Origin of the sequence: Ectothiorhodospira lacustris (genome assembly GCF_022227785.1) — a bacterium.
In the GTDB taxonomy this organism is placed as follows: Bacteria; Pseudomonadota; Gammaproteobacteria; order Ectothiorhodospirales; family Ectothiorhodospiraceae; genus Ectothiorhodospira; species Ectothiorhodospira lacustris.
The window spans coordinates 1-24,995 of record NZ_JAJNQM010000020.1 but is presented as its reverse complement, the minus strand read 5'-3'; the positions used below and the strand labels follow the sequence as shown (position 1 = coordinate 24,995).

General features: G+C 61.9%; 24 protein-coding genes. 4 read left to right on the top strand and 20 right to left on the bottom strand.

Annotation, left to right across the window (positions count from 1 at the left end):
• Positions 1–37 precede the first annotated feature (37 nt).
• From thrC to alaC, 14 genes are all read right to left on the bottom strand, one after another.
• Positions 38–1,177 (bottom strand): threonine synthase, encoded by a 1,140-nt coding sequence (gene thrC / locus LQ952_RS05835; RefSeq protein ID WP_238621718.1) that lies wholly within the window; start codon positions 1,175–1,177, stop codon positions 38–40.
• A 24-nt stretch (positions 1,178–1,201) separates the two neighbouring features.
• On the bottom strand, positions 1,202–2,512 hold the full coding sequence (locus tag LQ952_RS05830; RefSeq protein WP_238621717.1) for a homoserine dehydrogenase: 1,311 nt from the start codon (positions 2,510–2,512) through the stop codon (positions 1,202–1,204).
• A gap of 83 nt (positions 2,513–2,595) precedes the next feature.
• A complete protein-coding gene (locus tag LQ952_RS05825; protein ID WP_238621716.1) occupies positions 2,596–3,729 on the bottom strand; it encodes an HD-GYP domain-containing protein in 1,134 nt (377 codons plus the stop codon).
• A gap of 23 nt (positions 3,730–3,752) precedes the next feature.
• Positions 3,753–5,450, bottom strand: a complete 1,698-nt coding sequence (locus LQ952_RS05820) for an ATP-binding SpoIIE family protein phosphatase (RefSeq protein WP_238621715.1) — start codon at positions 5,448–5,450, stop codon at positions 3,753–3,755.
• Positions 5,451–5,462: 12 nt separating this feature from the next.
• A complete protein-coding gene (locus LQ952_RS05815; RefSeq protein WP_238621714.1) occupies positions 5,463–5,768 on the bottom strand; it encodes an STAS domain-containing protein in 306 nt (101 codons plus the stop codon).
• A 282-nt stretch (positions 5,769–6,050) separates the two neighbouring features.
• Positions 6,051–7,115, bottom strand: a complete 1,065-nt coding sequence (locus LQ952_RS05810) for a protein-glutamate methylesterase/protein-glutamine glutaminase (RefSeq protein WP_238621713.1) — start codon at positions 7,113–7,115, stop codon at positions 6,051–6,053.
• 63 nt (positions 7,116–7,178) lie between these two features.
• Complete coding sequence (locus LQ952_RS05805) at positions 7,179–8,411, bottom strand: methyl-accepting chemotaxis protein (protein ID WP_238621712.1); 1,233 nt, start codon at positions 8,409–8,411, stop codon at positions 7,179–7,181.
• 67 nt (positions 8,412–8,478) lie between these two features.
• Positions 8,479–9,090: a chemoreceptor glutamine deamidase CheD gene (cheD, locus tag LQ952_RS05800; protein ID WP_238621711.1), complete on the bottom strand. Its 612-nt coding sequence runs from the start codon at positions 9,088–9,090 to the stop codon at positions 8,479–8,481.
• 13 nt (positions 9,091–9,103) lie between these two features.
• Positions 9,104–9,940, bottom strand: coding sequence for a CheR family methyltransferase (locus tag LQ952_RS05795; RefSeq protein ID WP_238621710.1), 837 nt, complete (start codon positions 9,938–9,940; stop codon positions 9,104–9,106).
• Entirely contained in the window at positions 9,925–12,390 is a 2,466-nt protein-coding gene (locus LQ952_RS15865; RefSeq protein WP_274521510.1) for a methyl-accepting chemotaxis protein, read from the bottom strand. Before LQ952_RS15865 ends, LQ952_RS05795 begins: the two co-directional genes overlap by 16 nt.
• A 35-nt stretch (positions 12,391–12,425) precedes the next feature.
• The gene (locus LQ952_RS05780) at positions 12,426–12,929 is read right to left on the bottom strand and encodes a chemotaxis protein CheW (RefSeq protein WP_238621709.1); all 504 of its coding nucleotides are present in this window, start codon (positions 12,927–12,929) and stop codon (positions 12,426–12,428) included.
• Positions 12,922–15,231, bottom strand: a complete 2,310-nt coding sequence (locus LQ952_RS05775) for a chemotaxis protein CheW (protein WP_238621708.1) — start codon at positions 15,229–15,231, stop codon at positions 12,922–12,924. Before LQ952_RS05775 ends, LQ952_RS05780 begins: the two co-directional genes overlap by 8 nt.
• Before the next feature lie 35 nt (positions 15,232–15,266).
• Entirely contained in the window at positions 15,267–15,632 is a 366-nt protein-coding gene (locus LQ952_RS05770; protein ID WP_238621707.1) for a response regulator, read from the bottom strand.
• A gap of 258 nt (positions 15,633–15,890) precedes the next feature.
• On the bottom strand, positions 15,891–17,099 hold the full coding sequence (gene alaC, locus LQ952_RS05765; RefSeq protein WP_238621706.1) for an alanine transaminase: 1,209 nt from the start codon (positions 17,097–17,099) through the stop codon (positions 15,891–15,893).
• 139 nt (positions 17,100–17,238) lie between these two features.
• Between alaC and LQ952_RS05760 the strand changes: the two genes are divergently transcribed.
• Complete coding sequence (locus LQ952_RS05760; protein WP_238621705.1) at positions 17,239–17,616, top strand: Mth938-like domain-containing protein; 378 nt, start codon at positions 17,239–17,241, stop codon at positions 17,614–17,616.
• Positions 17,617–17,638: 22 nt separating this feature from the next.
• Here the strand turns inward: LQ952_RS05760 and rpoS are convergent, their stop codons facing one another.
• Genes rpoS through surE form a run of 5 tightly spaced genes read right to left on the bottom strand, consistent with a single transcriptional unit; the run spans position 17,639 to position 21,624 of the window.
• Entirely contained in the window at positions 17,639–18,676 is a 1,038-nt protein-coding gene (rpoS, locus tag LQ952_RS05755; RefSeq protein ID WP_238621704.1) for an RNA polymerase sigma factor RpoS, read from the bottom strand.
• Between the two features lie 33 nt (positions 18,677–18,709).
• On the bottom strand, positions 18,710–19,618 hold the full coding sequence (locus tag LQ952_RS05750; protein ID WP_238621703.1) for a peptidoglycan DD-metalloendopeptidase family protein: 909 nt from the start codon (positions 19,616–19,618) through the stop codon (positions 18,710–18,712).
• A 10-nt stretch (positions 19,619–19,628) separates the two neighbouring features.
• Entirely contained in the window at positions 19,629–20,213 is a 585-nt protein-coding gene (locus LQ952_RS05745) for a YqaA family protein (RefSeq protein WP_238621702.1), read from the bottom strand.
• On the bottom strand, positions 20,210–20,875 hold the full coding sequence (locus tag LQ952_RS05740; RefSeq protein WP_238621701.1) for a protein-L-isoaspartate(D-aspartate) O-methyltransferase: 666 nt from the start codon (positions 20,873–20,875) through the stop codon (positions 20,210–20,212). Before LQ952_RS05740 ends, LQ952_RS05745 begins: the two co-directional genes overlap by 4 nt.
• Positions 20,872–21,624: a 5'/3'-nucleotidase SurE gene (gene surE / locus LQ952_RS05735; RefSeq protein WP_238621700.1), complete on the bottom strand. Its 753-nt coding sequence runs from the start codon at positions 21,622–21,624 to the stop codon at positions 20,872–20,874. Before surE ends, LQ952_RS05740 begins: the two co-directional genes overlap by 4 nt.
• 138 nt (positions 21,625–21,762) lie before the next feature.
• On the opposite strand from surE, the gene LQ952_RS05730 reads away from it, so the two are divergent.
• From LQ952_RS05730 to LQ952_RS05720, 3 genes are all read left to right on the top strand, one after another.
• Positions 21,763–22,311, top strand: coding sequence for a Smr/MutS family protein (locus tag LQ952_RS05730; RefSeq protein ID WP_238621699.1), 549 nt, complete (start codon positions 21,763–21,765; stop codon positions 22,309–22,311).
• 110 nt (positions 22,312–22,421) lie between these two features.
• Positions 22,422–23,216: a Crp/Fnr family transcriptional regulator gene (locus tag LQ952_RS05725; RefSeq protein WP_238621698.1), complete on the top strand. Its 795-nt coding sequence runs from the start codon at positions 22,422–22,424 to the stop codon at positions 23,214–23,216.
• A gap of 1 nt (position 23,217) precedes the next feature.
• On the top strand, positions 23,218–23,691 hold the full coding sequence (locus LQ952_RS05720; protein ID WP_238621697.1) for a PAS domain-containing protein: 474 nt from the start codon (positions 23,218–23,220) through the stop codon (positions 23,689–23,691).
• Here LQ952_RS05720 and LQ952_RS05715 read toward each other — a convergent pair.
• On the bottom strand, positions 23,688–24,995 hold a 1,308-nt coding region (locus LQ952_RS05715), incomplete at its 5' end, for a putative bifunctional diguanylate cyclase/phosphodiesterase (protein WP_238621696.1). The two genes, LQ952_RS05720 and LQ952_RS05715, sit on opposite strands and share 4 nt — an antisense overlap.

The following is a 24,995-nucleotide window of genomic DNA, read 5'->3' as shown; positions in this document are numbered from 1 at the left end:
GGGCCGGAGGCTGCCTCCCCCTCATCACCGGGTCAACTTACATATTCTCCAGGATCGCCCGCTTGACCGAGTCAAGGGTCGCATCCACCGTCACCGGTACCCGGCTGGACTGGCGGATGGCAGTATCCGGATCCTTCAGACCATGGCCGGTCAGGGTGCAGACGATGCTGGAGCCTTCGGGGATCTTGCCCTGCTGCACATCCCGCAATGCGCCTGCCAAAGAAGTGGCGGAGGCCGGTTCGCAGAACACGCCTTCCTTCTCTGCCAAAAGCTTCTGCGCCGCCAGGATCTCCTCGTCGCTGCACTCGTCAAACCAGCCGCCGGACTCTTCCTTGACCTTCCAGGCATAGTCCCAGGACTGCGGGTGCCCGATGCGGATGGCGGTGGCCACGGTTTCCGGGTTATCCACCATATGCCCCCGCATGAAGGGCGCGCTGCCCGAGGCCTGATAGCCCACCATCCTGGGCCGGTTGCCCACCACCGCGCCACCGGCATACATGCAGCGGCCCTTGCAGAAACCACAGGATTCGGTGACGTGATCGCCGGAGGCGGAGGAATATTCGCAGTAACCGATCCAGTGAGCGGTGATGTTGCCCGCATTGCCCACCGGCAGGCAGTGATAATCCGGTGCCCGACCCAGTTCTTCGACGATCTCGAAGGCCGCCGTCTTCTGGCCCTGCAGGCGATAAGGATTGACCGAGTTGACGATGGTCACCGGCGCACTTTCCGCCACTTCCTTCACCAGGCGCATGCCGTCATCGAAATTGCCCTTGATCTGAATCACCATCGAACCGTGCATCATGGCCTGAGCCAGCTTGCCCTGGGCGATCTTGCCGTCCGGGATCAGCACGAAGGCGGTGATGCCGGCCCGGGCCGCATACGCCGCGGCGGCCGCGGAGGTATTGCCGGTGGAGGCGCAGATGATGGCCCTGGAGCCTTCTTCCATCGCCTTGGTCACGGCCATGGTCATGCCCCGGTCCTTGAACGACCCGGTGGGGTTGAGGCCCTCGTACTTGACGTAGATATCCACTTCCTTGCCGATCAGGCGCGGAATGTTGTTCAGGCGGATGAGGGGCGTATTGCCCTCCCCCAGACCGATGATGCGGGTATCATCGTGGATCGGCAGACGGTCGCGATAACGCTCGATGATACCGGTGTAACGGGGTCGAAAAGGCATGATGTTCTCTCGGGTACGGATGGCTTACTTGAGATTCTCGAGGCGGATGCGAATCACCGGCGTCTTCACGGTCTCCAGGGCCTCGATCTCCCGAATGGCCTGGATCATGTTGCCTTCGCGCACCTCGTGGGTGAGCAGGATCACGTCCGCTTCCGTGGTGTCGTCATCCTGTTCCTTCTGCAGGATGGCCTCGATGCTGATGTCCTCGTTGGCCAGGATGCGGGTGATGTCGGCCATCACACCGGGGCGGTCCAGCACCCGCAGACGCAGGTAGAAGGAGGTCTTCACCGCTTCCATGGGCAGGATGGTGGTATCCGACAGGGTGTCCGCCTGGAAGGCCAGATGAGGGACGCGGTTCTCCGGATCCGTGGTCATGGCCCGCACCACGTCCACGATGTCCGCCACCACTGCGGATCCGGTGGGCTCGGAACCGGCACCCGCACCGTAGTACAGGGTCGGCCCCACGGCATCGGCGGACACCAACACCGCGTTCATGACCCCGTCCACGTTGGCGATCAGACGTCGCTCCGGGATGAGGGTGGGATGCACCCGCAGCTCGATGCCCTGAGCCGTGCGCCGGGCAATCCCCAGATGTTTGATGCGGTAGCCCAGTTCGTTGGCATAGGCCACATCCTCCCGGGTGATGCCGGTGATCCCCTCGGTATATACCCGATCGAACTGCAGCGGGATACCGAAGGCAATGGAGGCCAGGATGGTCAGCTTGTGGGCGGCGTCGATGCCTTCCACGTCGAAGGTGGGGTCGGCCTCCGCATAACCCAGGCGCTGGGCCTCGGCCAGCACATCCTGGAAATCGCGGCCCTTGTCCCGCATCTCGGTAAGGATGAAGTTCCCGGTGCCGTTGATGATACCGGCCACCCAGTTGATGCGGTTGCCCGCCAGTCCTTCGCGGATCGCCTTGATGATGGGAATGCCGCCGGCCACCGCCGCCTCGAAGGCGACAATGACGCCCTTTTCCTGGGCGCGGGCAAAAATCTCGTTGCCGTGCAGGGCGATCAAGGCCTTGTTGGCGGTGACCACGTGCTTGCCCTGATCGATGGCGCCAAGCACCAGTTCGCGGGCCAGGGTGGTGCCGCCGATCAGTTCGACCACCACTTCCACCTCCGGGTCATTGACCACCGAGAAGGCATCATCGGTCAGGCGCATGCCGCTCACATCGTGACAGTTGTGGCTGTCCAGATTCTTGCCGGCGGCGGCCACGATCTCGATGCCCCGACCGGCCCGGCGGGTGATCTCATCACTGTTGCGTTTGAGCACGTTGGCGGTACCGCTGCCCACGGTACCCAGGCCCAGCAGGCCAAGCTTGACGGGTTTCAAAAGGAACACTCCTTCGGCGCGGGAAATCGCGAGATTATAACGGAATCATGGCGCCGGATGGGCGGGATACCGGCCGCCTTGCATCAGTCGGCGACACGCCCCGTGGAACTGTGCGGTTCCGACGCCGGGCTTGGCGGTTCGGCAAAGCGGTCACGGATGGCAAGAATCTCCGGCACCAGCTTGAAAAATACCGCCGTCAGCCGTGGTTCGAAATGGCTGCCGCTCGAATCCCGGATCAGATCCAGGGCATCCTGAACCGGCCAGGCCTTCTTGTACGGCCGCTCGGACGTCAGGGCATCAAACACATCCGCCAGGGCGACGATACGTCCGCTGACGGGGATCTCTTCCCCGGCCAGTCCCAGAGGGTAACCACTGCCGTCCCATTTTTCGTGATGGGTCAGAGCGATCTCCCGGGCCAGATTCAGCAGTTCCGACTCGTCTCCGCTGAGGATGTCCCCACCGATGGTGGCATGAGATTGCATGATGGACCATTCTTCGGGGGTGAGTTTCCCAGGCTTGAGCAGGATCTGGTCGGGGATGCCGATCTTGCCCACATCGTGCATGGGACTGGCGTGGAGCATGCGCTCACATTCGGCGTGGCTCCACCCCAGATGGCGGGCCAGCAGCTCGCAAGTGTGGCTCATGCGCAGAATGTGATACCCGGTTTCATTATCCCGGTACTCGGCGGCACGCCCCAGTCGCTGAACCACCTGCAGACGGGTACGGCGAATCTCATCGGTCCGCTCACGAACCATCTGCTCCAGTACATCCTTCTGGTTATGGGTCATGCGGTGGGCCAGCTGTACGTCCAGCATGTTGCGGACCCTGGCCAGCACCTCGGCACGGTCAAACGGCTTGCCGATGAAATCCCTCGCACCCACATTCAGGGCACGCAGCATGTACTCCCGGCTCGCCTGGGCGGTGAGCACCAGAATCGGCGGCACCAAAGGGTCATTGAGCACCGCAAACTGCTCCATCACCTGGAAGCCATCCATATGGGGCATCTGAATATCCAGCAGGATCAGATCCGTTCTCTCTTCCCGATAGGCAGTCATGACCTGGCGGGGATCCTGCACCATCACCAGATTGCCGTAGCCGTCACTGCGCAGGAGACGCTCCATCAACACCAGGTTGGCGCGCTCATCATCCACCACCATGATGCGAGCGGAGTTGCGGCTCAGATGATAGTTCTCATCCTGTTTATGATGACTGGACATGAAATATTGATCCTTTCAATGATTCAGACACACCGATAGACTGCCTCCACTTGGGTGCCTAGATTGCAGTAGTTCACGGACTCGCACAGTTCCCGCACCAGGGCGATACCACGCCCCCAAGGCTTGACCGAGGCATTCAGTGGTTCAGGGGGTTTGCCGAAATCGAACCCCTGGCCGCTGTCCGTAATGGTGATTCTGATCGTACCGGGCGGTCCGGACTCATAAGCGATATCCACCCGTATGCTGCCGACGGGGCCTGCCGCGAGTCTGCTCTCCCGCTCCACATAATAGGCCGAAAAACCGTCCGGCGTCGCCTTCATCCAGGAAGGCAGGCGCAGGATACCGTGCTCCAGCGCATTGGTGTAGAGCTCGTGGAGGACGGTTTCCAGGGCACCCAAATGGGCACCAAGTTCCTCCTGCAGCCCCAGAGGCCCCAGCAGATGCGCCATTGAAGGCGTCCGCGCCAGACGTCCGTCCCGTAACAATACTGAACAGGCGACCCCTCCCTGGGAAGATGGAACGGCACCCAGATTGGCGCACCCGAAAATATCCACAGTCACCGGGATCTCCACCGCACCGATATCATCCTGTTGATCCGTATCCGCGCAGTGGGCATCCAGCGATTGCAGCAAAGGCGCCAGCAGACTGCGGTCACAGGTCCAGTTCGCGATCAGCTCCGGCCACCCGGCCTGCCCGAAGGCACGTCCTTCGGCATCCTGGGCTTCCAGCAGACCATCAGTGATGAGTAGGAGACGGTCCCCCATCCGCAGGGGTCTGCGCCGCGGGGCGTCACTATGGGACAGTTCGGGCAGGATGCCCAGAGGCAGGGCATGGGAGGCCAGCCGATGGATGCCCTCGGCATGGCAAACCAACCCGTCCGGCATCCCGCCATTCCACCAACGCAAATCCCCCCCCGATACCGGAAAAGTCACCATGAAGGCGCACATGAAGCGGTCGGTGGGCAACACCCGGTGAAGCTTGCGGTTGATCTCCTCCAGCACCACTTCGTCGGCCACCCCCTTGCGGGTCATGGAGTGAAAGGCGTCGGCAACCGGCAATGCCCCGATGGCCGCCGACAGGCCGTGCCCCGTAAAATCTCCCAGCAGAACGCGCAGACTGCCATCGGGCAGATACTGGCTCAGCAACAGATCGCCATTGAAGGTGGCCGCCGGGCGCATCAGGATACCCAGATTCTCTCCGGCCACATTGCGGTCGTTGACCGCATGACTGAAGATTCTCTCGGCCAGCACCTGTTCCTGACGATCGATCTCCAGCAGCCTCGCCAGCATCCGGTTCTTGGCCGCAATGTGACGATGCAGGTCACGCACCCGCTCCATGGCCACGATGCGGGACTTGAGCACATTGAAGCTGAAGGGCTTTGACAGAAAATCGTCACCACCGGCCTCGATGCAGCGCACCAAAGACTGGTCGTCATGCAGTGCGGTCAGGAAAATGATCGGGACAAAGTCGTTGCCGGACAGGGTCTTGAGATGTTGTGTCGCCTCCAGGCCGTCCATGCCGGGCATCATCACATCCATAAAAATGATATCCGGCCGTGATGCCTCGAACCGGGTCAGGGCCTCGCTGCCGTTCCGGGCCTCAACGACATGGAAGCCTTCGCGCTTGAGCATGGCGGCCAGCACCAGGCGGTTGGTGGACTCGTCATCCACCACCAGGGCCATGCCCCGCGTAGCGGGCGAAGAGGCAATGTGAAGACCCATCTGGAAACCACGCTACTCTAGGATGAACAGACGGTCGAAATTGGCAATCCTGAGGATTCTCAGAACATCCTCGGTGCAGCCCCGGATGGTGACGCGCCCGGCATCGGTACCCGCGTGCTCACGCAGCAGCAGCAACATCCCCAGGGCCGAGCTGTCCAGATAGTCGGCACGGGACAGATCCACCAGAAAACGCACGGAGCCAGGGGCAATATCCCGGTAAGCATCGCGAAACGGACGGTGTTCGGAAAAATCAAAACGCCCCTCAATATTGATGATGACAAGCGCGTTTCCGCTGTCGACCTGGCGACTGATACTCATGACACATACTCCGCTAAAAATTGACTAGGCAGGTAACAGACCCAACCCCCGGGCACACCACACCCCCATCCACCCCTCATTGCCGTCACTCCCGCAAAGTCCCCTCACCGTCACTCCCGCGAAGCCCCCCCTACCGTCACTCCCGCGCAGGCGGGAGTCCAGGGTTTTCAGTCTGTCACTGGATTCCCGCTTTCGCGGGAATGATGTACTCAGACACTGACCTGCTCAGACACCGAAACGACTTATCCAAGACGTCCTTCATAGCATCATCCGTCCTTAGCGTCACGAAGAGGCCTTGAGCAAGGCGGCGGCAATCTCCTGCAACGGCAACACCCTGGAGGCCCCCCCACGCTTCACTGCCTCTCCCGGCATGCCCCAGACCACACTGGTGGCCTCATCCTGGGCAATAGTAAAAACCCCGGCATCATGGAGTTCCTTGAGTCCCTGTGCCCCATCCGCCCCCATTCCGGTCAACAACGCGGCGCAGGCATTGGTACCGGCGGACTGGACCACGGAACGGAACAGCACGTCCACGCTGGGGCGATGGCGATTCACGGGCTCCGCCCGGCTGAGACGACACACATAGCGTGCGCCATCCCTGGCCACCAGCAGATGATGATCGCCGGGGGCGATATAGACATGGCCGTTCACCAGACGATCGCCATCCTCCGCCTCCCGGACCACCAACCGAGTCTGTCGATTCATGCGTTCCGCCCAGGCCCTGCTGAAACCGGGCGGGATATGCTGCGCGACCACCACGGCCGGACAGTCGGAAGCAAGCCCCATCAGCACATCCTTGACCGCTTCGGTCCCACCCGTGGATGCACCGATGGCCAGCAGGCGGTCGGTCGTATGCAGCCGCACCGCTGCCGGCCGCAGGGGGATCACCTGATCCACCGAGTGCCGGGGCGGCGGCGGGGCCAATTGTACCTGCGCACGCACACGGGCACCTGCCGCCATGCGGACCTTGCCGATCAACTGATCACTGTATTCGCTCAGGGTGCGCGATACATCCAGGGTGGGCTTGGTGACGAAGTCCAGCGCCCCCAGTTCCAGGGCCTGAAGGGTGACATCGGCGCCCCGGGCGGTCAAGGACGACACCATAACCACCGGCATGGGACGCAAACGCATGAGATTGCGCAGAAAGGTCAGCCCGTCCATGCGAGGCATTTCCACATCCAGCGTCAGCACATCCGGATTCAGGCTCTTGATCCGCTCCCGTGCCACATAGGGGTCCTGGGCGGTGCCCACTACCTCGATATCCGGCGCGGAGTCCAGGATCTCGGTCAGGACCTTTCTGACCAGCGCGGAATCATCGACGATCAGTACGCGAGTCTTCCGGCTCAAGGCATGATCACCATGCTGCTCCTCCAATGAAGGGATGCGTAACGATGCCAATGGGAAGCGGCATCAAAAAAGCTCGATCTCACCTTCTTCCATTGATTTTTGATGCACCGGCCGGTGGGCCGACTCGCGCAACTGGGAGCGCAGCGCCTCCAGTCGACGCCGCGAATCTTCCAGCTGGAGCCGGGAATGAGCCGGTTCAACCAAGGGTAACTGACGCAACTCGGCAATGAATCGATCCATGAAATCAATGCGGTGGCCGGCCCGCTCCAGCACCTGGGTGGTGATATCCTCAAACTGCAGCAGGCGGACCGCATCGCCCACACTCTGCTGCACCCGCGCCATCCCACCTGAAACCTGCTGCAATCCCTCCTCGATAACCTGGCTCATCTGTCGTACCTGAACCATCATCTCGTCCACCGATCCTTTGGCATCAATCGATGCGTTCATGTCCTGAGAGGCCATGCGACTGACAATCTCACGGGTATGGGCAAATACGCGATTGGCCTGCTCCACCAGATGGCGGATCTCTTCGTTGAACTTATCGGAATCCCGGGACAGCTTGCGGACCTCCTGGGCCACCACGGCGAATCCACGGCCGGCCTCTCCCGCCCGGGCCGCCTCGATGGCCGCATTGAGCGCCAGCAGATTGGTCTGACCGGCAATATGCTTGGCGCTGTCCAGCAGGGAAAAGATCTGCCCCATCTGGTTGGACAGATCGTCCACTTGATGAGCCACTTCCACGCTGTGCTTGCTGACATCGATCAGCATCTGCACATGGTCGTTCATGACCCTTGAGTTCTCCAGCATGAAGGTGTTGAGATCGATCATTTCCCCGGTAGAGCCGGTTTTAACGGACAAACCGCCCACCAGGCGCAGGACCAGTGCCTGCTGTTCTTCGGAGGCAGTGGACAGGTTCTCGAAACTCTGACGCAGATTACCGGCACCATGGGAGACCAGATTGACTGCCTGCTGCACCAGCTCGCGAAGCTCGGTGATTTCGGTGACCATCAGCTGGTCGATCTCCAGCACCAGATCCCACAGCGCCTGGTCAAGATCCTGCGAGGCTTTGCCGTCCCCCTTGGTCGAAAGAGGACCATCCCCTTCAAAAGACCGCCCCGGCTGCCCTGCCATGAGGATGGACAGCGACCAGATCAGCGCCACCAGCAGGACGCAGAGCCAGGCCGGAAACCAGGCAGAGAGCAGCAACGACAGCAGCAACACCAACACAGTGGCCATTGCCGCGGGCCAGTGTTCCCTCAGCCTGTCCATCATGTCCTTCACACTCAAGCCCTGCATGTCTTGCTTCCTCATGGTCCACACAATCACAGGCCGAAGGCTCACCGATCTCCCCCTGCTTCAGTGGTCAGGAAAACAGTTCCACATCCCCGGCCACGGGAGCCTGACGCAGGCGCTGACTGTATTTCATTTCCCGTTCCAGGATGGTGTCGTTCTGCAACGTCCTCAGCTTACGCACCAGCACCCGTCCATCCGCCGGGAAAAAATAGACCTTGCGCGGGTGACTCCCCATCAGATCCCTGGCCAGGACGGGAATACCCTCCGTCTTGAGATAATCCACCGCGAAGCGTGAATTACGCTCCCCGACGACATTATGGGTGAAGCCGGGGATCACGTTCCCGCCCCCGAACAACTTGGCCTCGAGATTGCCGCGCCTGGCGCCTTTCTTGAGCAGTTCATTGATGAGGATCTCCATGGCGTAATCACCATACCGCATGGCACTCCCCACCCGTGAGTCTTCTTCCCGCCGGTCATCGGGCAGCATGAAATGGTTCATGCCGCCGATCCCGGTCACCCGATCCCGGATGCAGGCCCCGACGCAGGAGCCCAGCACGGTCACCATGAGCAGGCCGGGCTCGGACACGTAGTATTCCCCGGGCAGCACCTTGACCGCATTCATTTCGAAATGCCTGTCAAAGTAATGGGTGGCGGCCAGAACTTCTTCAAAGCTCTTGGTCATGCAGACAGATGCCTCACGTCTTGGCGACAGGCTCGTAAATGGTCTTTCCCTTGAGTCGGAACAAGTCCGCGGCGTGAGCCAGACTCTCTGAATGCCCCACAAACAGCAGTGAATCGGGGGTCATGAGGGGATGAAAGCGGCTCATCAGCCTGTATTGTGTCGGCTTGTCAAAATAGATCAATACGTTACGGCAAAATATGGCATCAAAAGGGCCTTTCAGGGGCCAGGCACCACCTAGCAGATTCAAGGTGCGAAAGGTGACCAGTTCCCTGACCTGGGGACGCACCCGGGCCATGCCGTCCTGACGACCTCGGCCCCGCAGGAAAAAGCGCTGCCGCTCCTGCGCCGGCACCTTGCTCACCCGTTCCATGGCATAGATGCCCTGTGACGCATGTTCCACCACCTGAGTATCCAGGTCGGTGGCCAGGATCTTCACCGGCGGGTTCCAAGAACCGAAGGCATTGATGGCCGTCATGGCGATCGTATAGGGCTCCTCCCCCGTCGAGCAACCAGCGGACCAGATCCGTAACGGACGCCGGTTCCCGGCATGGGTGCTGACCAGATGCGCCGCCAGGACGGGAAAGTGATGAGACTCCCTGAAGAAGGCGGTCAGATTGGTGGTCAGGGCATTGACGAAGTGCTCCCATTCCGGCGAGTCCACTTCCAGGCCGTCCAGATACTGCCCGAAAGACCGCAGCCGATTGGCCCGCAACCGGCGGGCAAGGCGACTGTAGACCATGTCGCGCTTGCCCGGGTTGAGGGAGATGCCGGCATGGGTGTGGATCAGGCCACGGACGTACTCAAAATCCTGATCCGTAAAGTGGAATTCCCGGCTCAGAACTCCTCCCATTCATCATCCGACGGCTTGCTCGGCGGTGGCACCTTTTTCGTCCCACCCGTCGCGGGCCTGGCACCGGCCGCGGGTCTGGGCATCGCCCGGGGCGCTGCCTGCACCCTGGGCCTGGCGACCTCCACCGCCGACAGGGCCTTCTTGCGCTGGGGAGAGGTGAGTACGGTGCCTGCACCACTGCCGATGCCCGTGTCATCCACCCGGAAGACGCTGACCGCACGGGCCAGCCCCTGTGCCTGCTCCTCCAGAGATTCAGCCGCGGCGGCTGCCTCTTCTACCAGTGAGGCATTCTGCTGGGTCACGTCATCCATCTGGGTCACGGCGGTATTCACCTGCTCGATACCCGAACTCTGCTCATCGGCGGCGGCGGATATCTCGGAAATGAGGTCGGCCACACGTTTGACCTGATTCACCATCTCTTCCATGGCCCCACCGGCTTCGAGGACCAGTTTGCTCCCCTGGCTGATGGTGGCGGCATCCTCGGCGATCAGGGCCTTGATCTCCTTCGCAGCCGAGGCCGAGCGCTGGGCAAGGTTTCTGACCTCTCCCGCCACCACTGCAAAGCCCCGCCCCTGCTCACCGGCACGGGCCGCTTCCACTGCCGCGTTCAGGGCCAGGATATTGGTCTGGAAGGCAATACCGTCGATAACGGTGATGATCTCGCTGATCTTCTCCGAACTTTCGGTAATGGCCTTCATGGAGGTCACGGCCTCCCTGACCTTGTCGCCACCCTGGGTCGCGGTTTCACGGGCAGTATTGGACAACTGGTTGGCCTGCCGGGCATTGTCTGCGGTCTGCCTGACCGTGGAGGTGAGCTGCTCCATGCTGGAAGCGGTCTCCTCCAGACTGGAGGCCTGCTCCTCCGTGCGCTGGGACAGATCCGCGTTGCCCACCGAGATCTCTCGGGCCGCGGTATTGATGGCATCCACGGATTCCTTGATCTGGGTGATGAGCTCCTTGAGACGGCTCACCGTGCTGTTGGTGTCGTTCTTGAGCTGACCGAAAGTGCCCTCGTACTCGCCACTCACCTGCTGCGTCAGATCGCCGTGGGAGACCGCATCCAGCACCCGGACCACTTCCGACAGCCCGGTGGCGGTCTTTTCCATCAGGGTATTGACGCCCTCGCCCAGGCGCTTGAAGAAACCACTCAGGTCCTGCGTGGGGATGCGCTTGGTGAAATCACCCTTCACGGCACCTTCCACCAACGTACTCACTTCCTCTTCGACCTTCAGCTCCTGAGTGCGATCCGTCCATTCGATGACCACGCCCACCCGCTCACCTTCGGTGTTCATGATTGGATTGGCCACCAGACGGAAGGTACGTCCACCGATCATGACCTGGGTGTCATGGGTGGAGCGCATGGTGTCCATCATCTGGCGCTGATGGGCCGGATTCTTATGGAAGATATCCACGCTGGCACCCAGGACCTGGTCCGGGTTGAAACTGGGCAGATCCTTGCGGATCTCATTGACGGCACGGCGGAACATGCCCAAGACCGCCTCGTTGACGTAAATGATTCGACCACCGGGCTCGGACACCATCACGCTGGAAGAAACGCTGTCCAGCGCATAGCGAATACGCAGGTTCTCGGCCGCCACCCGCCGGGTCTCGGCGATGTCCGCCTTCAGCTTGGCCTGCATTTCGGACAACCCCTTGAGGGCCAGACCGATCTCATCCTTTCGATTTTCCTCGATCTTCTGATCGTAATGACCTTCACCGATGGCGCTGAAATGGGCCACCAGGGATCGCAGGGGGCGGACCAGGCTGATGAAGGTCAGGGTGGCCAGAACGATGGCAAGGAGCATGGCGATCGCGGCCAGCCAGATCACCTTGCGAATCTCCGCTTCGGAGGCAACCACTGCGGCAGTGGCCTGGGTGCTCGCCCGCACCAGGTTGCCGTTCACCAGTTCATCGAAAGTGGCGCCCATGGTATTGGAAATAGGCACCATGCGGTTGATGATGGCCCGGTATTCATCCATCAGCTGATCGTAACGTACCGGATCCGTGGTGTTGATCATCCCCTGAATCAGGCGATCCAGTTCTACATAGATGGTTCTCCAGGCCAGGTATTCGCCGCTTAGACGGGTAAAGAGCCGCTGCCCCTCTTCCGTCAGCCGGGGAATGCTGCTGATCTCGTTCCAGTTCTGATCAATGATCTCCCAGGACCGCGTCCGCTGACCGGCAATGCTGCGCAGGGCCGTCTTGTCCGTATGGCCATCAATCTGTACCAGCACCTCCACCGTCTGGGCACGGATGACCATCCGTTCGGTATTGAGCGTGGTCAACGCCCGGATCGACGGCAGACGGTTGTCCCGGATCTGCTGTGAATAATTGGACCAACTGCTGAAGCCCAGATAGGCCTCGTAGGCGGCGTAGCCCAAGGCCAGGATCAGCACCCCGCCAAGGAAGCCGATCTTGATCCCTGCTGAAAGATTGTCGAACCAGCGCATGTGCGTATCCTCTACTGGATTCCTGAGCAAAACGACTAGGCCGAACCGGACTGAACCTGATCCACCAGCCCCATCTCTCCGCTACTCATGAGTTTCTCGATATCCACCACGATGACCATACGGTCATCCAGAGTGGCCAGCCCGTCGATATAGGCAGTATCAAGGATGGCGCCGAACTCCGGAGCCGGGCGGATCTGCTCGGCTCTGAGGGCGATGACATCGGAGACACCGTCCACCACCATGCCCACCACCCGGCCGCTGATATTGAGGATGATGACCACGGTGAACTGGTTGTACTCGGCCACACCCAGGTGAAATTTAAGGCGCATGTCGATGATCGGCACGATCACCCCACGCATGTTGATCACGCCCTTGATGAAGTCGGGAGAATTGGCAATCTTGGTAACCGCGTCGTAGCCGCGAATCTCCTGCACGTTGAGGATATCGATGCCGTATTCCTCGTCGCCCAGGGTGAACGTCAGGTATTCCCGGCTTTCATCACTGCCGATGATCGCCCGATCCTTTGCTGTCTCAGTCATGTGCCTGCTCCCGCACCTCGAAGGTTGCCATTGATGAACCGAGCCTGCGATTGAGTCGCATCAGTTCGTCCACGTCCAGGATCAGCGCGACCCGCCCGTCCCCCATGATGGTGGCCCCGGACACCCCTTCCACCTTGCGGTAATTGGTTTCCAGACTCTTGATCACGACCTGGTGCTGGGCCATGAGTTCGTCCACCAGCAGGGCTGCCCTGCCCTCATTGGTATCCACGATCACCACGATACCCTCTTCAACGGGGAACCTGCGCCCACCCGATGAAAAGAGGCCTCCCAGTTCCACCAGGGGCAGATAATCGCCACCCACCTGGAAGACTCGCCCCTTGCCGGATACCGTCTTCACCTGCGTGCGACGAGGCTGCACGGACTCGCGGATAGCGGTCAGCGGGAGGATGAAGATCTCGTCCGCCATGCGCACCGACATGCCGTCCAGAATGGCCAGGGTCAGGGGTAGCCGGATGATGATCCGGGTCCCCTTGCCCGGTTCGGAGTCGATCTCCACCCGGCCATTCATCTGTTCGATATTTCGGCGCACCACATCCATGCCCACGCCGCGCCCGGAGATGTCCGTCACCTTCTCCGCAGTGGAGAACCCGGGGGCAAAGATAAGCTGCCAGACCTCCTTGCTGGACGGGTTGTCGGGTAGGGCAATCCCCTTCTCCGCGGCCTTGGCCAGCAGCTTGTCCCGGTTCAGGCCAGCGCCGTCATCACTCACCTCCACCACGATGTTGCCGCCCTGATGGCTGGCACGCAGCATGATCTCACCTGTCTCGGACTTGCCGGCGGTCCGGCGCTGATCCGGTGATTCGATGCCATGATCGATACTGTTACGCACCAGATGGTTCAACGGATCGGCCAGGCGCTCGATCAGCCCCTTGTCCAGTTCGGTATCCTCCCCCACCAGTTTGAGATTGACCTTCTTGTGCAAGGAGGCGGCCGTATCCCGGACCACCCGGGGGAAACGGTTGAACACGAAGCTGATGGGCATCATGCGGATGGACATGACGGACTGCTGCAGATCACGCGAATTGCGTTCCAGGTTGGCCAGACCGTTGAAAACGGACTGATGACCCACCGGGTCCAGGGCGGAAATCGACTCCGCCAGCATGGCATGGGTGATCACCAGCTCTCCCACCAGATTGATGAGCTGATCCACTTTTTCCACGCTCACGCGGATGGAGGTGTCACCGGCCGGCGGACGCCGGGCCGGGGGTTGCCGACCGCCTTCCGGTGTTGGTGTGCCGCCTCCACCGGCGGGCGGGCCGGCATTGGCGGCAGAAGGGCCTGAGGAGTCTGCGGGGACAACACCGGGCGCGCCGTCGAAGAAGCCAAAGCCCTGATCGGTCTCATCTTGCTCTCGTGCCGCCTGTTCGGCAACCTGCCCCATTCCCGGACTGCCGCCGAACAGACCATATCCGGGATGCTCCTGGTCCAGTGCCTGTACCGCGCCCGGAGCGTCCTCGAACAGTCCGTAGCCCGGATCCGTATCCGTATCCGGAACGCCGTCGCCGGGAGTCTCACCCATCGGTTCAAAAAAGCCGTAACCGGGGTCTTCATCCGTCGCTGCGGAGGCCGGCATGGATTCCACACGCACGCCGGCGGCATCGCAGACGAAATCCAGCAGATCCATGATATCGGCATGGGCAACCGGCGCGGTCAATTGCCACCCCAGGCAGTCACCATCTTCTTCCTCTGTAAAAGGCTCCAGTGGACCCAGCTCAGCCAGGGCCGACACCAATCCCTCCAGAGAGGTATCCGGCTTGAGTCCGGCCTGTTCCCGATGAATCCGGATGCGCCAGACCCGGCAGTCCGGCGCATCCCCCCCCGGGGCGGCAGCGGACTCAACTTGACGGGGTACATCCGAGGGCGGGGGCGCTACAGGAGCCCCCGGCTCAGCCTCCAGCATGGACAGTCTTTCCAGCCTGTTGCAGACCTCGGCAATGCGGGGGTTTTCAAATACCCCGCCTTCCTGATGGGCTGCCAGCTGCGCCTTGAGGATGTCACCGGCATCCAGAAAGGCATCCACCATGGCCGTGGTCGGCTGCAGTTCCTGCCGGCGCAGGCGATCCAACAGGGACTCCAGCACATGAGTCATCTGGGCCATGTCGGTGAAACCGAAGGTGCCCGCGCCTCCCTTGATGGAATGGGCCGCACGAAAGATGGCGTTGAGCATCTCCTTGTCGGCAGCCTCCACATCCAATTCCAGGAGCAGGCTCTCCATTTCGGCCAGGTGCTCGGCGGCCTCCTCGAAAAACACCTGATAAAACTGGCTCATGTCGATGGTCATGCCGCTTGTCCCCACACGGGTTGGAATCTCCTGATTCAGCCGATGACCTTGCGCACGACCTCCAGCAGCTTTTGCGGATCGAAGGGCTTGACCAGCCACCCCGTCGCCCCGGCTGCCCGGCCCTGGGACTTCATGGCATCCCCGGACTCGGTGGTCAGCATGAGGATGGGGACGGTCTTGTACTGGGGCAGGCCTCGCAATGCCTTGATCAGGCTGATGCCATCCATGCGCGGCATGTTCTGGTCGGTGAAGATGAGATCGAATCTACCCGCACGGGCCTTGTCGAGTCCATCCTGACCATCCATGGCCTCGGTGACGGTATAACCCGCCCCCTTGAGGGTGAAGGACACCATCTGGCGAATCGAAGCGGAGTCGTCCACCGTGAGGATCGTTTTGGGCATTGGCATGCTTCTCCTTTGTCTTACCCGGAATAATCGGCCCGGACTGAACATTCTTGAGCCACGCAGGCTCCATATCCGGATATATCCTAAATATAAAGCGGACGGACCGGTACACAAAACGTGACGAACCGCGCAAAAACAGGCGCAGTGACTTCCAACCGGGAAAGCACAGAGATCTGTGGTAACAGCCCGCAAGGAACAAACAAAGAAGGGGGCCACAAAGCCCCCCTCAAAGAACCCACCAGTGGCGTGGGGTCCTCAGCCGGGCCGCTCTTCAGCCTCGGCCCTGGCATCGGTGCGGAACATGGCCTTGATCCCCCGCAGGGCCTGCCGGGTACGATGCTCGTTTTCGATCAGGCCGAAGCGGACATGGGTATCGCCATAGGTGCCGAAGCCGATACCCGGGGACACCGCCACCTTGGCATCCCGCAACAGCTTCTTGCAAAAATCCAGGGATCCCATATGCCGATACTGTTCGGGAATAGGCGCCCATACGAACATGGTTGCCTTGGGTTTCTCCACCGGCCAGCCCAGGGCATTGAGGCCGTCACAGAGCACGTCCCGGCGTACCCGATAGAGCTGGCGAATCTCTTCGACGCACTCCTGGGGACCTTCCAGGGCGGTGATGGCCGCTACCTGGATCGGGGTGAAAGTGCCGTAATCCAGATAGGACTTGATTCGACCCAACGCCGCCACCAGGGTGGGATTGCCGCACATGAAGCCCACGCGCCAGCCGGGCATGTTGTAGGTCTTCGACAGGGTGTAGAACTCCACTGCCAGATCCTTGGCCCCGGGCACCTGCAGGATGGACGGTGCCTTGTAGCCGTCAAACACGATCTCCGCATAGGCCAGGTCGTGGACCACCCAGATCTTGTGTTCCCGGGCGATGGCCACCACCTTCTCGAAGAACTCCAGCTCCACGCACTGGGTGGTGGGATTGGCGGGGAAATTCAGGATGAGCATCTTGGGACGGGGCCAGGAATCCTGGATGGCCCGCTCCAGTTCGGCAAAAAAGTCCACATCCGGCGTCAGAGGGACATGACGGATGTCGGCGCCGGCAATGACGCAGCCATAGGGATGAATGGGATAGGCCGGATTGGGGACCAGCACGGCATCGCCGGGACCCAGCGTCGCCAGCGCCAGATGGGCCAGCCCTTCCTTGGAGCCGATGGTGACGATGGACTCGGTCTCCGGATCCAGGTCCACATCATAGGTATCCTTGTACCAGCGACAAATGGCGCGGCGCAGACGCGGAATGCCCTTGGACATGGAATAGCGGTGAGTATCGCTACGCTGGGCGGCTTCCACCAGTTTGTCAACGATGTGATCCGGGGTCGGCTGATCCGGATTCCCCATCCCGAAATCAATCACATCCTCGCCTCTGGCACGGGCCTTGGCCTTCAGGTCGTTGACGATGCTGAAGACATAGGGGGGGAGTCGCTTGATTCTCGGAAACTCTTCGATCACAGGGGTAATCCGCGTTGCAGAAGGGGGGTGAATAAGGAGAGTACAGATAAACCAGGAACGATACTGGGCACCCGGAAACCTGTCAATCAGGGTGGACTTGCACTTGCCTTGCGCGGGGCCGTCGCGTTAGCTTCAGCCCATGAAGATGACACGCGAATACGGAGATGGTCGGCATGTGATCACGGCCCATGATGCGACATGGATTCAGGTCAATCAGACCCGCTACGAAAAGAGCCTGGTGGTCTTGCCGGACGCCCTCATCCCGAACTGGGGACCCACCGACCCGGAAACGCTGACGGCGGCTGCACTCGCCCCCATCCTGGAACGATCACCGGAGATCCTCCTCCTGGGCACCGGTCCGGTCATGCGCTTTCCCGGACGGGACATCCTGCGCCTGTTCAAGGACCGGGGCATCGGACTGGAAGTCATGGATACCGCTGCCGCCTGTCGCACCTATAACGTCATCATGAACGAAGGACGGCGCGTAGCCGTCGCCCTGATGGTGCCCGGAGACTGACAACGCCGGCTTGCCGGGCACTTCAGTTCTGCAACAGCGTTTCTTCGGAAAACCCCCGACTTTCGAGGATCTTGCGCAGGCGCTTGAGGGCATCCATCTGGATCTGCCGTACCCGCTCCCGGGTGACGCCCAGTTCAAGCCCCACCTGCTCCAGGGTACTGCGCTCAAAACCATGCAGCCCGAAGCGACGGACGATCACCTCGCGCTGCTTTTCATCCAGCTCCATCAGCCATTCATCCACGTAGTGGATCACGTCTTCGTCCTGGATCAGCGCCGCAGGCTCCGGGGTCTGCTCGTCGGGAATGACATCCAGCAAAGGACGATCACTCTCCTTGCCGATGGGCAGATCCACCGAGGTCACCCGTTCCGACAGCGCCAGCATCCGCTTCACGTCCTGCACCGGCTTGTCCAGGTGTCTGGCCACCTCCTCCGCCGTCGGCTCATGATCCAGTTCCTGGGCCAGCTGACGGGATGCGCGCAGGTAGACGTTCAGTTCCTTGATCACGTGGATGGGCAGACGGATGGTTCGGGTCTGATTCATGATGGCGCGTTCGATGGTCTGGCGAATCCACCAAGTGGCGTAAGTGGAAAAGCGGAAACCACGTTCCGGATCGAATTTTTCCACGGCACGGATCAGCCCCAGGTTGCCCTCTTCGATCAGATCCAGCAGGGCCAGACCACGATTCATGTAGCGCCGGGCGATCTTGACCACCAGTCGCAGATTGCATTCGATCATCTTCCGGCGGCCGTATTCATCACCCTGTTGCGCCAGCCTCGAGTAATAAACCTCCTCCTCCGGGGTCAGCAATGGTGAGAATTCGATCTCGCTCAGATAGATCCGGGTGGCGTCCATGTCGCTCTTGGGCACTTCGCCCGCCGCAAAGACCATGGACGGCTCTTCGTCTTCCGTCAGGCTCTCCTCCGCTTCATCGGCATCGTCCTTCAGTGGTGATGACGCTGTCTGTTCCGGGTCCGGCGGCTCATCCCCGGCATCCTCCTCCTCATCCAGTCGTTCCTCCATATCCTCATACACGGGGTTCTTGTCTCGCCTTTTGGGCATGTGACCTCCTGTGCGGGGCTGCCACGCCCCTAGTTATCGGTCCGGTATGTAGCGCAGGGGATCGACCGGCTTGCCATCCTCGCGGATTTCGAAATGCAGCATGGGCCGGTCCGTACCGGTGTCCCCCAGCAGGGCGATCTGCTGTCCAGCAGATACCGTAGCGCCTTCATTCACAAGGATTTTTTCATTGTGACCATAAGCACTTAAATAACTGTCGTTATGCTTGATGATAATAAGCTTTCCATATCCGACAAGTCCACTTCCGCTGTAGACCACCCGGCCGGGGGCGGCGGCCCGTACCGGCTGGCCCCGCTGGCCGGTAATGGCGATGCCCTTTTTCCCGGTCCCCTGGGCATCGAAGCGGCGCACTACCTGCCCTTCGGTGGGCCACTGCCACACCAGGGGACCGGTGGCCGCCGGGGCGGAGGTGGGGGTGGCCGGCTCACGCACCGGCTGGGCCACGGGGGCCGGCCGGGGCGGGGTGGAACTGGCCGATGAAGACGGCGGCGGCGTCGGGGCCGGAGAGGATGAAGTCGGGGGCGGGACCGATGCGGTGGGAGCGGGACGCGCGGAAGCGGAAGCCGGCGGCGCCGGTGTCGGCGTGGCCGCCCGCGGCGGCGGCTCGGTCCGGGTTTCCCGGGGTGTCGCCGCAGTGGTCCGCGGTGCCGGCGTGGCGGCCGGTGTCGGTGCCGATGCCGTCCTGGACTGTCCCGGCGGCGGATTCATGCGCAGGCGCTGGCCGGGATAGATGGTATAAGGCTCACGGATCCCGTTCCAACGCGCCAGCGCCTGCCACTCCAGGCCGTAACGCCAGGCGATGGAATACAGGGTTTCATGCTGGCGGACGGTATAGGTACCGGAACGAAACGCCGGATCTTCGGGCTTGACGGCGGCGCAGCCCGAAACCATGAGCATCAGCAGAATGAGTGCCAGTCCCTTCACCGTGTCTCGTTCATCCGTACCATTGATAGAGAGCAACCGCCAGTAACAGGCAGACTACCGTCAGCCATCCCAGCCATTCGATATAAGGCCGCAATTTTGGTTCCACCCGCGGCCCCAGCCAGCCAATCAGCAGCGCAACGGCAAAGAAACGCGCCCCCCGCCCCAGGAACGAGGCGATGACGAAAGGCAGCAGGGCCATGGACAGGGCACCGGCGGTGATGGTGAAGAGCTTGTAGGGAATGGGAGAAAAACCCGCGACGAGCACGACCCACACCCCCCAGAGGGTAAACCATTCCTGTGCCAATGCCAGTTCTTCACCATAGCCGGCGTTCAGGATCAGGGGTTCGAGCATACCGAAGGCCAGATACCCCAACAGATACCCCAACAATCCGCCCAGCACGGAAAACAGTGTGGTGATGAAGGCCAGATACACCCCCCGTTGCGGCTGTGCCGCCACCATCGGTGCGAGCATCACATCCGGCGGTACCGGAAAGAAGGACGACTCGGCAAAGGACAGGGCCGCCAAATAGCGAGGCGCATGGCGATGCCGTGACCAGCCCATGACCCGGTCATAGAGCGGACCGAACAGCTTCATAGAACCTCTCCCGGCAACAGCGGTACGAAGCTCACCGGCCCCAGCTCATCCTTGACGAAGGCCTTGGTGGTGCGAGTGATGCGCACCAGGGACTGGGATTCATGCTCGCCGCCGACGGGGGCCAGGAGCCACCCCCCCACCTTGAGCTGCATCAGCAGGGGCTCGGGAATCTGCCGAGGTGCCGCCGTGAGCAGGATCCCGTCATAGGGGGCATTTTCCGACCACCCGTGGGTGCCGTCCGTATGGCGCAGGCTGACATTGTGCAGACGCATGCTGCTGAGCACCTCACGGGCCCGGCGTTGCAGGGGGCGGACCCGTTCCAGACTGATCACGCGCCCCACCAGTTGGGCCAGTACGGCCGCCTGATACCCTGACCCGGTGCCCACCTCAAGCACCAGTTCCGGCACTCCCTCCTCCAGCAGGGCTTCGGTCATCCTGGCCACGATATAGGGCTGGGAAATGGTCTGGCCGAACCCGATGGGCAGGGCTGTGTTCTCATAGGCCCGATGGGCCAGCGCCTCATCCACGAACAGATGTCGCGGGGTGGAGCGCATCACCTCCAGCACCCGGACATCACGGATTCCCAGCTCCTGCAGCCGGCGGGCCAGTCGATCACGAGCACGCTGGGAGGTCATGCCGATTCCCGCAAGATCCTGGTTCAAGCCTGCTCTCCCGTCAGCCAGCGACTCACCACATCCATGGCATCGTAGCGGGTCAGATCCACCTGAATCGGCGTGACGGACACATACCCGGAGCGGATTGCGTGAAAGTCGGTGCCCGGCCCGGCGTCCTGTTCCGGCCCGGCGGGACCCACCCAGTAAATGGGTCGTCCCCGGGGGTCCGTGGCACGGGTGACCGGTTCCGCCTTGTGACGATGCCCCAGCCGGGTGGTCTGGAAACCGCGGATCTCTCCCCAGGGCAGATTCGGAACATTGACATTCAGGATGGTGTCGGAAGGCAGAGGCATGTTGCGCAGACGTTCCAGCAACTGCATCACCGCCCGGGCGGCGGAATCGAAGTGCTGACAAGGGTAGCCGGCCAGGGAAACGGCAATGGCCGGCAACCCGAGAAAGCGGCCTTCCATGGCCGCGGCCACGGTACCCGAGTAAAGGACGTCATCCCCCAGATTGGCGCCCGAGTTGATCCCCGAAATCACCATGTCCGGCTCCTCTTCCAGCAGGCCGGTGATGGCCAGATGGACACAGTCGGTGGGTGTGCCGTCCACCCGCACATCACCGCTGTCGAGAGTTTCCGGGCGCAGCGGGCGGGACAGGGTCAGGGAATTACTGGCACCACTGCGGTCACGGTCCGGTGCCACCACATGGACTTGGGCACAGGTCCTGAGGGCCTTGGCCAGCGTTTGCAGGCCCTGAGCGTGGACACCATCATCGTTACTGAGCAGTATGCGCATATCGAGTCACTTTGAAGTCAAGTGGTTAATATACTGGAAAGCCCGTCCCCGGCGCATGTCCACCGAATCTTTCCGGCCGACACGCTCATGCCGCCGACGGCCCGAGCAGGCTCAAACCACCGGCAACGGATCCCTGACATGCCGCCGCAAGACTCGCAAGATCAAGATGATGACATCGCCCTCTTCCGCCAGGCCGTAGGCCCGGTGGAGCCCGTGCGCGCGGACCGGGCCACGCTGCAACCCCGGCGGCCACCCCCCAGACCCCGCCAGACCGAGGCCCAGCACCAGCGCGCCCTGGAAGCCATGGTTGAGGACCCCTTCCAGGTCACCGACATCCAGCCAGGCGACGAACTCATCTTCATGCGCGAAGGCCTGCAGCGACAGGTCTTCAAGAAGCTGCGGCGTGGGCATTACCGGATCGGGGCGGAACTGGATCTGCACGGCATGACGGCCCGCGAAGCCCATGCGGAGCTGGGCCTGTTCATCGCCGAAGCCAGGACGCGCCGCCTGCGCTGTGTGCGCATCATCCACGGCAAGGGCCTGCGCTCCAGCAACCGGGGACCGGTACTCAAGAGCCGGGTGGCCCACTGGCTGCAGCAACGCTCGGACATCCTGGCCTTCTGCTCGGCACGCCCCGCGGACGGCGGTACGGGCGCCGTGCTGGTCCTGCTCAGACTCATCGAATGACGGGCTGAAAAAGGCTCGTACAGGGCATCTTTTCGATACCCAGGGCAGTTTCATACCATGCTAGTATGGAAAACCTTGAAGAGACCCATCGTTAGGGGGAGCGTTCACCGTTGTCCAACCCATGTGATCTCGCCTTGGGCGATGGCGACCCGGCCGGCCGCCGGCGGCGCGATAAAAATATCCAGCCGGGCCGGGCCGTCACGCCGCAGATGGATAACGACTGCGGTCGCTGCCCGGTCAGGGACGTCAGCCTGTTCGGCGATCTGCCGGACGAGGTGGTGCTCAGGCTCAACAACCCGGCGGAACACCTTGATCTTCCTGCAGGCCATGTCCTCTACCGGGAAGGCGCCGAGGCCAATGCGGCGTTCACCCTCAAGGACGGAGTGATCAAACTGACGCGTACCGCCGTGAACGGTCGCGACCAGATCCTGCGCCTGCTGACCCGGGGGGATGTCATGGGGGCGGAAGGACTGATGGGGCATGCCTACAACCACACGGCCACCACCCTGACTCCGGTCCAGATCTGCCGGCTGCCGTTGCCGGTGCTCAAACGACTGCAGGCGGAGCACCCCACCCTGAACCATGCCCTGCTGGCCCGCTGGGCCCTGGCCCTGCAGCAGGTGGAAAACCTGGCCCTGGAACTGGGTACCAAAAAGGCCGGTGAACGGCTTGCTGCCTTCCTGCTCTACTGGCGGGCCAAGAACGGCCACTACCCCAGCATGCCGCTACCCCTGTCCCGCACCGAGACCGGCGCACTGCTGGGCCTGACCGTGGAGACGGTCAGCCGCTTCTTTGCCGACTGGAAACGGCGGGGTTATCTGTCGGAGAAGGCCGGCATCATCTATCTCCATGACCTGGAAGCCCTGGAAAGCCTGAGCGGCTCGGAATCCGTCCCCGGGATCTGATATGGTACGTGAGCGTCTGATTGATCCTGCCTTACTGGCCCTGGCGGTGGACGCCTCCGATGACGGCGTGACCATCGCCGAGCGGGAAGGCGATGACACCATACTCATCTATGTGAACGCAGGCTTTGAACGGCTGACGGGTTATCGTGCCGATGAAATCCTGTACCGGGACTGTCGCTTCCTGCAGAACGATGATCGCGACCAACCCGGCCTGGTGCAAATACGGGAGGCCATGGAGCGGGGCATGCCCTGCCGGGTGCGGCTGCGCAACTACCGCAAGGACGGCAGCCTGTTCTGGAACGAACTGAGCATCACGCCGGTGTTCAATGACGAGGACCGGCTGACTTACTACATCGGCATCCAGAAGGACATCACCACGCAAGTGGAAGCCGAGCAGGCCCTGGAGGCCGCCCAGCGGGAGCTGAGCCGCCTCGGCGCCCTCTCCCCAATACCCCGTCAGGACGGCACGGGCTAACGCTGCCTTTGCTCGGAGCTGACCCGCGCCAGGAAGCGCGTTTCGAATATCTCGACAGGCAGCGGCTTACTGACGAGGTAGCCCTGCATCTCGTCGCAGCCCATCAGACGCAGCAGGCGCGACTGCTCCTGCGTCTCCACGCCCTCCGCCACCGCATTGAGCTTGAGCGAATGCGTCAAATTGATGATGGTCGTGACCAGGGCCAACCCTTGAGGGGACTGCGTCATCGCCAACACGAAGGAGCGGTCGATCTTCAGCGTGTCCACGGGCAGCTTCATCAGATAACTGAGTGAAGAGAAGCCGGTGCCGAAATCGTCGATCGCGACAGTGACGCCCATGGCGCGCACCGCCTGCAGCGTGGCGATGCTGTGCTCCACGTCCGCCATGATGAGGCTCTCGGTGATCTCAAGCTCCAGGCCCGCCGCGGCGCGCGTATCGACGGCAAGGGCCTGCTCCAGTTCGGCGATGAAGCCGGGGCTGCGCAGCTGCAGGGCCGATACGTTGACCGCAACACGCACCGCAGGCAGCCCCGTGTCCAGCCAGCGCAGGTAGTTCGCGATCGCCTTGCGCAGTGCCCAGCGACCCGCCTCGTAGATCATCCCGGTTTCCTCCAGCACCGGGATGAACTGACCCGGCGGCACCTGCCCGGTGCGCGGATCGTTCCAGCGGATCAGCGCCTCGGCGCTGGTGAGCTTGCCGCTCGCGAAGCTCACCTTGGGCTGGTAGTGCAGCACGAACTCCTCTCGGTCGATCGCCTGGCGCAGCTGGTTCTCCAGAATCAACTTGCCGGCCATGGCCTTGGTCATCTTGTGCGAATAGAAGAGGTAGCGGTCGCCGCGGGTCTTGGCATTCTTCAGCGCCGCCTCGGCGTTCAGGAACAGGGCCTCGGCTTCCTTGCCGTCCTGGGGAAATAGCGCCACGCCGGTTCTCGCGGCCACGCGATAGGTGTCGTCCTCCAGGTTGAACGATCGATCTTGAAAGACTGCCATCAACTTCTCCAGCAGCCGCGCCACGTCCCCTTCATTGCGGACTTCGGGCAGCACCACCGCGAACTGGTCTGCACCAATCCGTGCGAGCAGGCTGGCGTCCCCGATGCTTTGTGTGAGCCACTGGGCCACGTGTCGCAGTAAGGCGTCACCCGCCGGGCGGCCGAGGCTGTCATTGAAATATTTGAACCGCTCCAGGTCCACCAGAAAGAGGGCGAGCGAATGCCCGGCGGCGGCGGCGGTCTTCATGTACTGCGACACGCGCTCGATGAAAAGGCTGCGGTTCGCCAGCCCGGTGAGCGCATCGTAGTAGGCGAG

Coding starts and splice junctions, on each gene's coding strand:
- thrC (WP_238621718.1), bottom strand. CDS start 1,177: ATGCCTTTTCGACCCCGTTACACCGGTATCATCGAGCGTTATCGCGAC.
- LQ952_RS05825 (WP_238621716.1), bottom strand. CDS start 3,729: ATGTCCAGTCATCATAAACAGGATGAGAACTATCATCTGAGCCGCAAC.
- LQ952_RS05820 (WP_238621715.1), bottom strand. CDS start 5,450: ATGGGTCTTCACATTGCCTCTTCGCCCGCTACGCGGGGCATGGCCCTG.
- LQ952_RS05815 (WP_238621714.1), bottom strand. CDS start 5,768: ATGAGTATCAGTCGCCAGGTCGACAGCGGAAACGCGCTTGTCATCATC.
- LQ952_RS05805 (WP_238621712.1), bottom strand. CDS start 8,411: ATGCAGGGCTTGAGTGTGAAGGACATGATGGACAGGCTGAGGGAACAC.
- cheD (WP_238621711.1), bottom strand. CDS start 9,090: ATGACCAAGAGCTTTGAAGAAGTTCTGGCCGCCACCCATTACTTTGAC.
- LQ952_RS05795 (WP_238621710.1), bottom strand. CDS start 9,940: ATGGGAGGAGTTCTGAGCCGGGAATTCCACTTTACGGATCAGGATTTT.
- LQ952_RS15865 (WP_274521510.1), bottom strand. CDS start 12,390: ATGCGCTGGTTCGACAATCTTTCAGCAGGGATCAAGATCGGCTTCCTT.
- LQ952_RS05780 (WP_238621709.1), bottom strand. CDS start 12,929: ATGACTGAGACAGCAAAGGATCGGGCGATCATCGGCAGTGATGAAAGC.
- LQ952_RS05775 (WP_238621708.1), bottom strand. CDS start 15,231: ATGACCATCGACATGAGCCAGTTTTATCAGGTGTTTTTCGAGGAGGCC.
- LQ952_RS05770 (WP_238621707.1), bottom strand. CDS start 15,632: ATGCCCAAAACGATCCTCACGGTGGACGACTCCGCTTCGATTCGCCAG.
- LQ952_RS05760 (WP_238621705.1), top strand. CDS start 17,239: ATGAAGATGACACGCGAATACGGAGATGGTCGGCATGTGATCACGGCC.
- rpoS (WP_238621704.1), bottom strand. CDS start 18,676: ATGCCCAAAAGGCGAGACAAGAACCCCGTGTATGAGGATATGGAGGAA.
- LQ952_RS05745 (WP_238621702.1), bottom strand. CDS start 20,213: ATGAAGCTGTTCGGTCCGCTCTATGACCGGGTCATGGGCTGGTCACGG.
- surE (WP_238621700.1), bottom strand. CDS start 21,624: ATGCGCATACTGCTCAGTAACGATGATGGTGTCCACGCTCAGGGCCTG.
- LQ952_RS05730 (WP_238621699.1), top strand. CDS start 21,763: ATGCCGCCGCAAGACTCGCAAGATCAAGATGATGACATCGCCCTCTTC.
- LQ952_RS05720 (WP_238621697.1), top strand. CDS start 23,218: ATGGTACGTGAGCGTCTGATTGATCCTGCCTTACTGGCCCTGGCGGTG.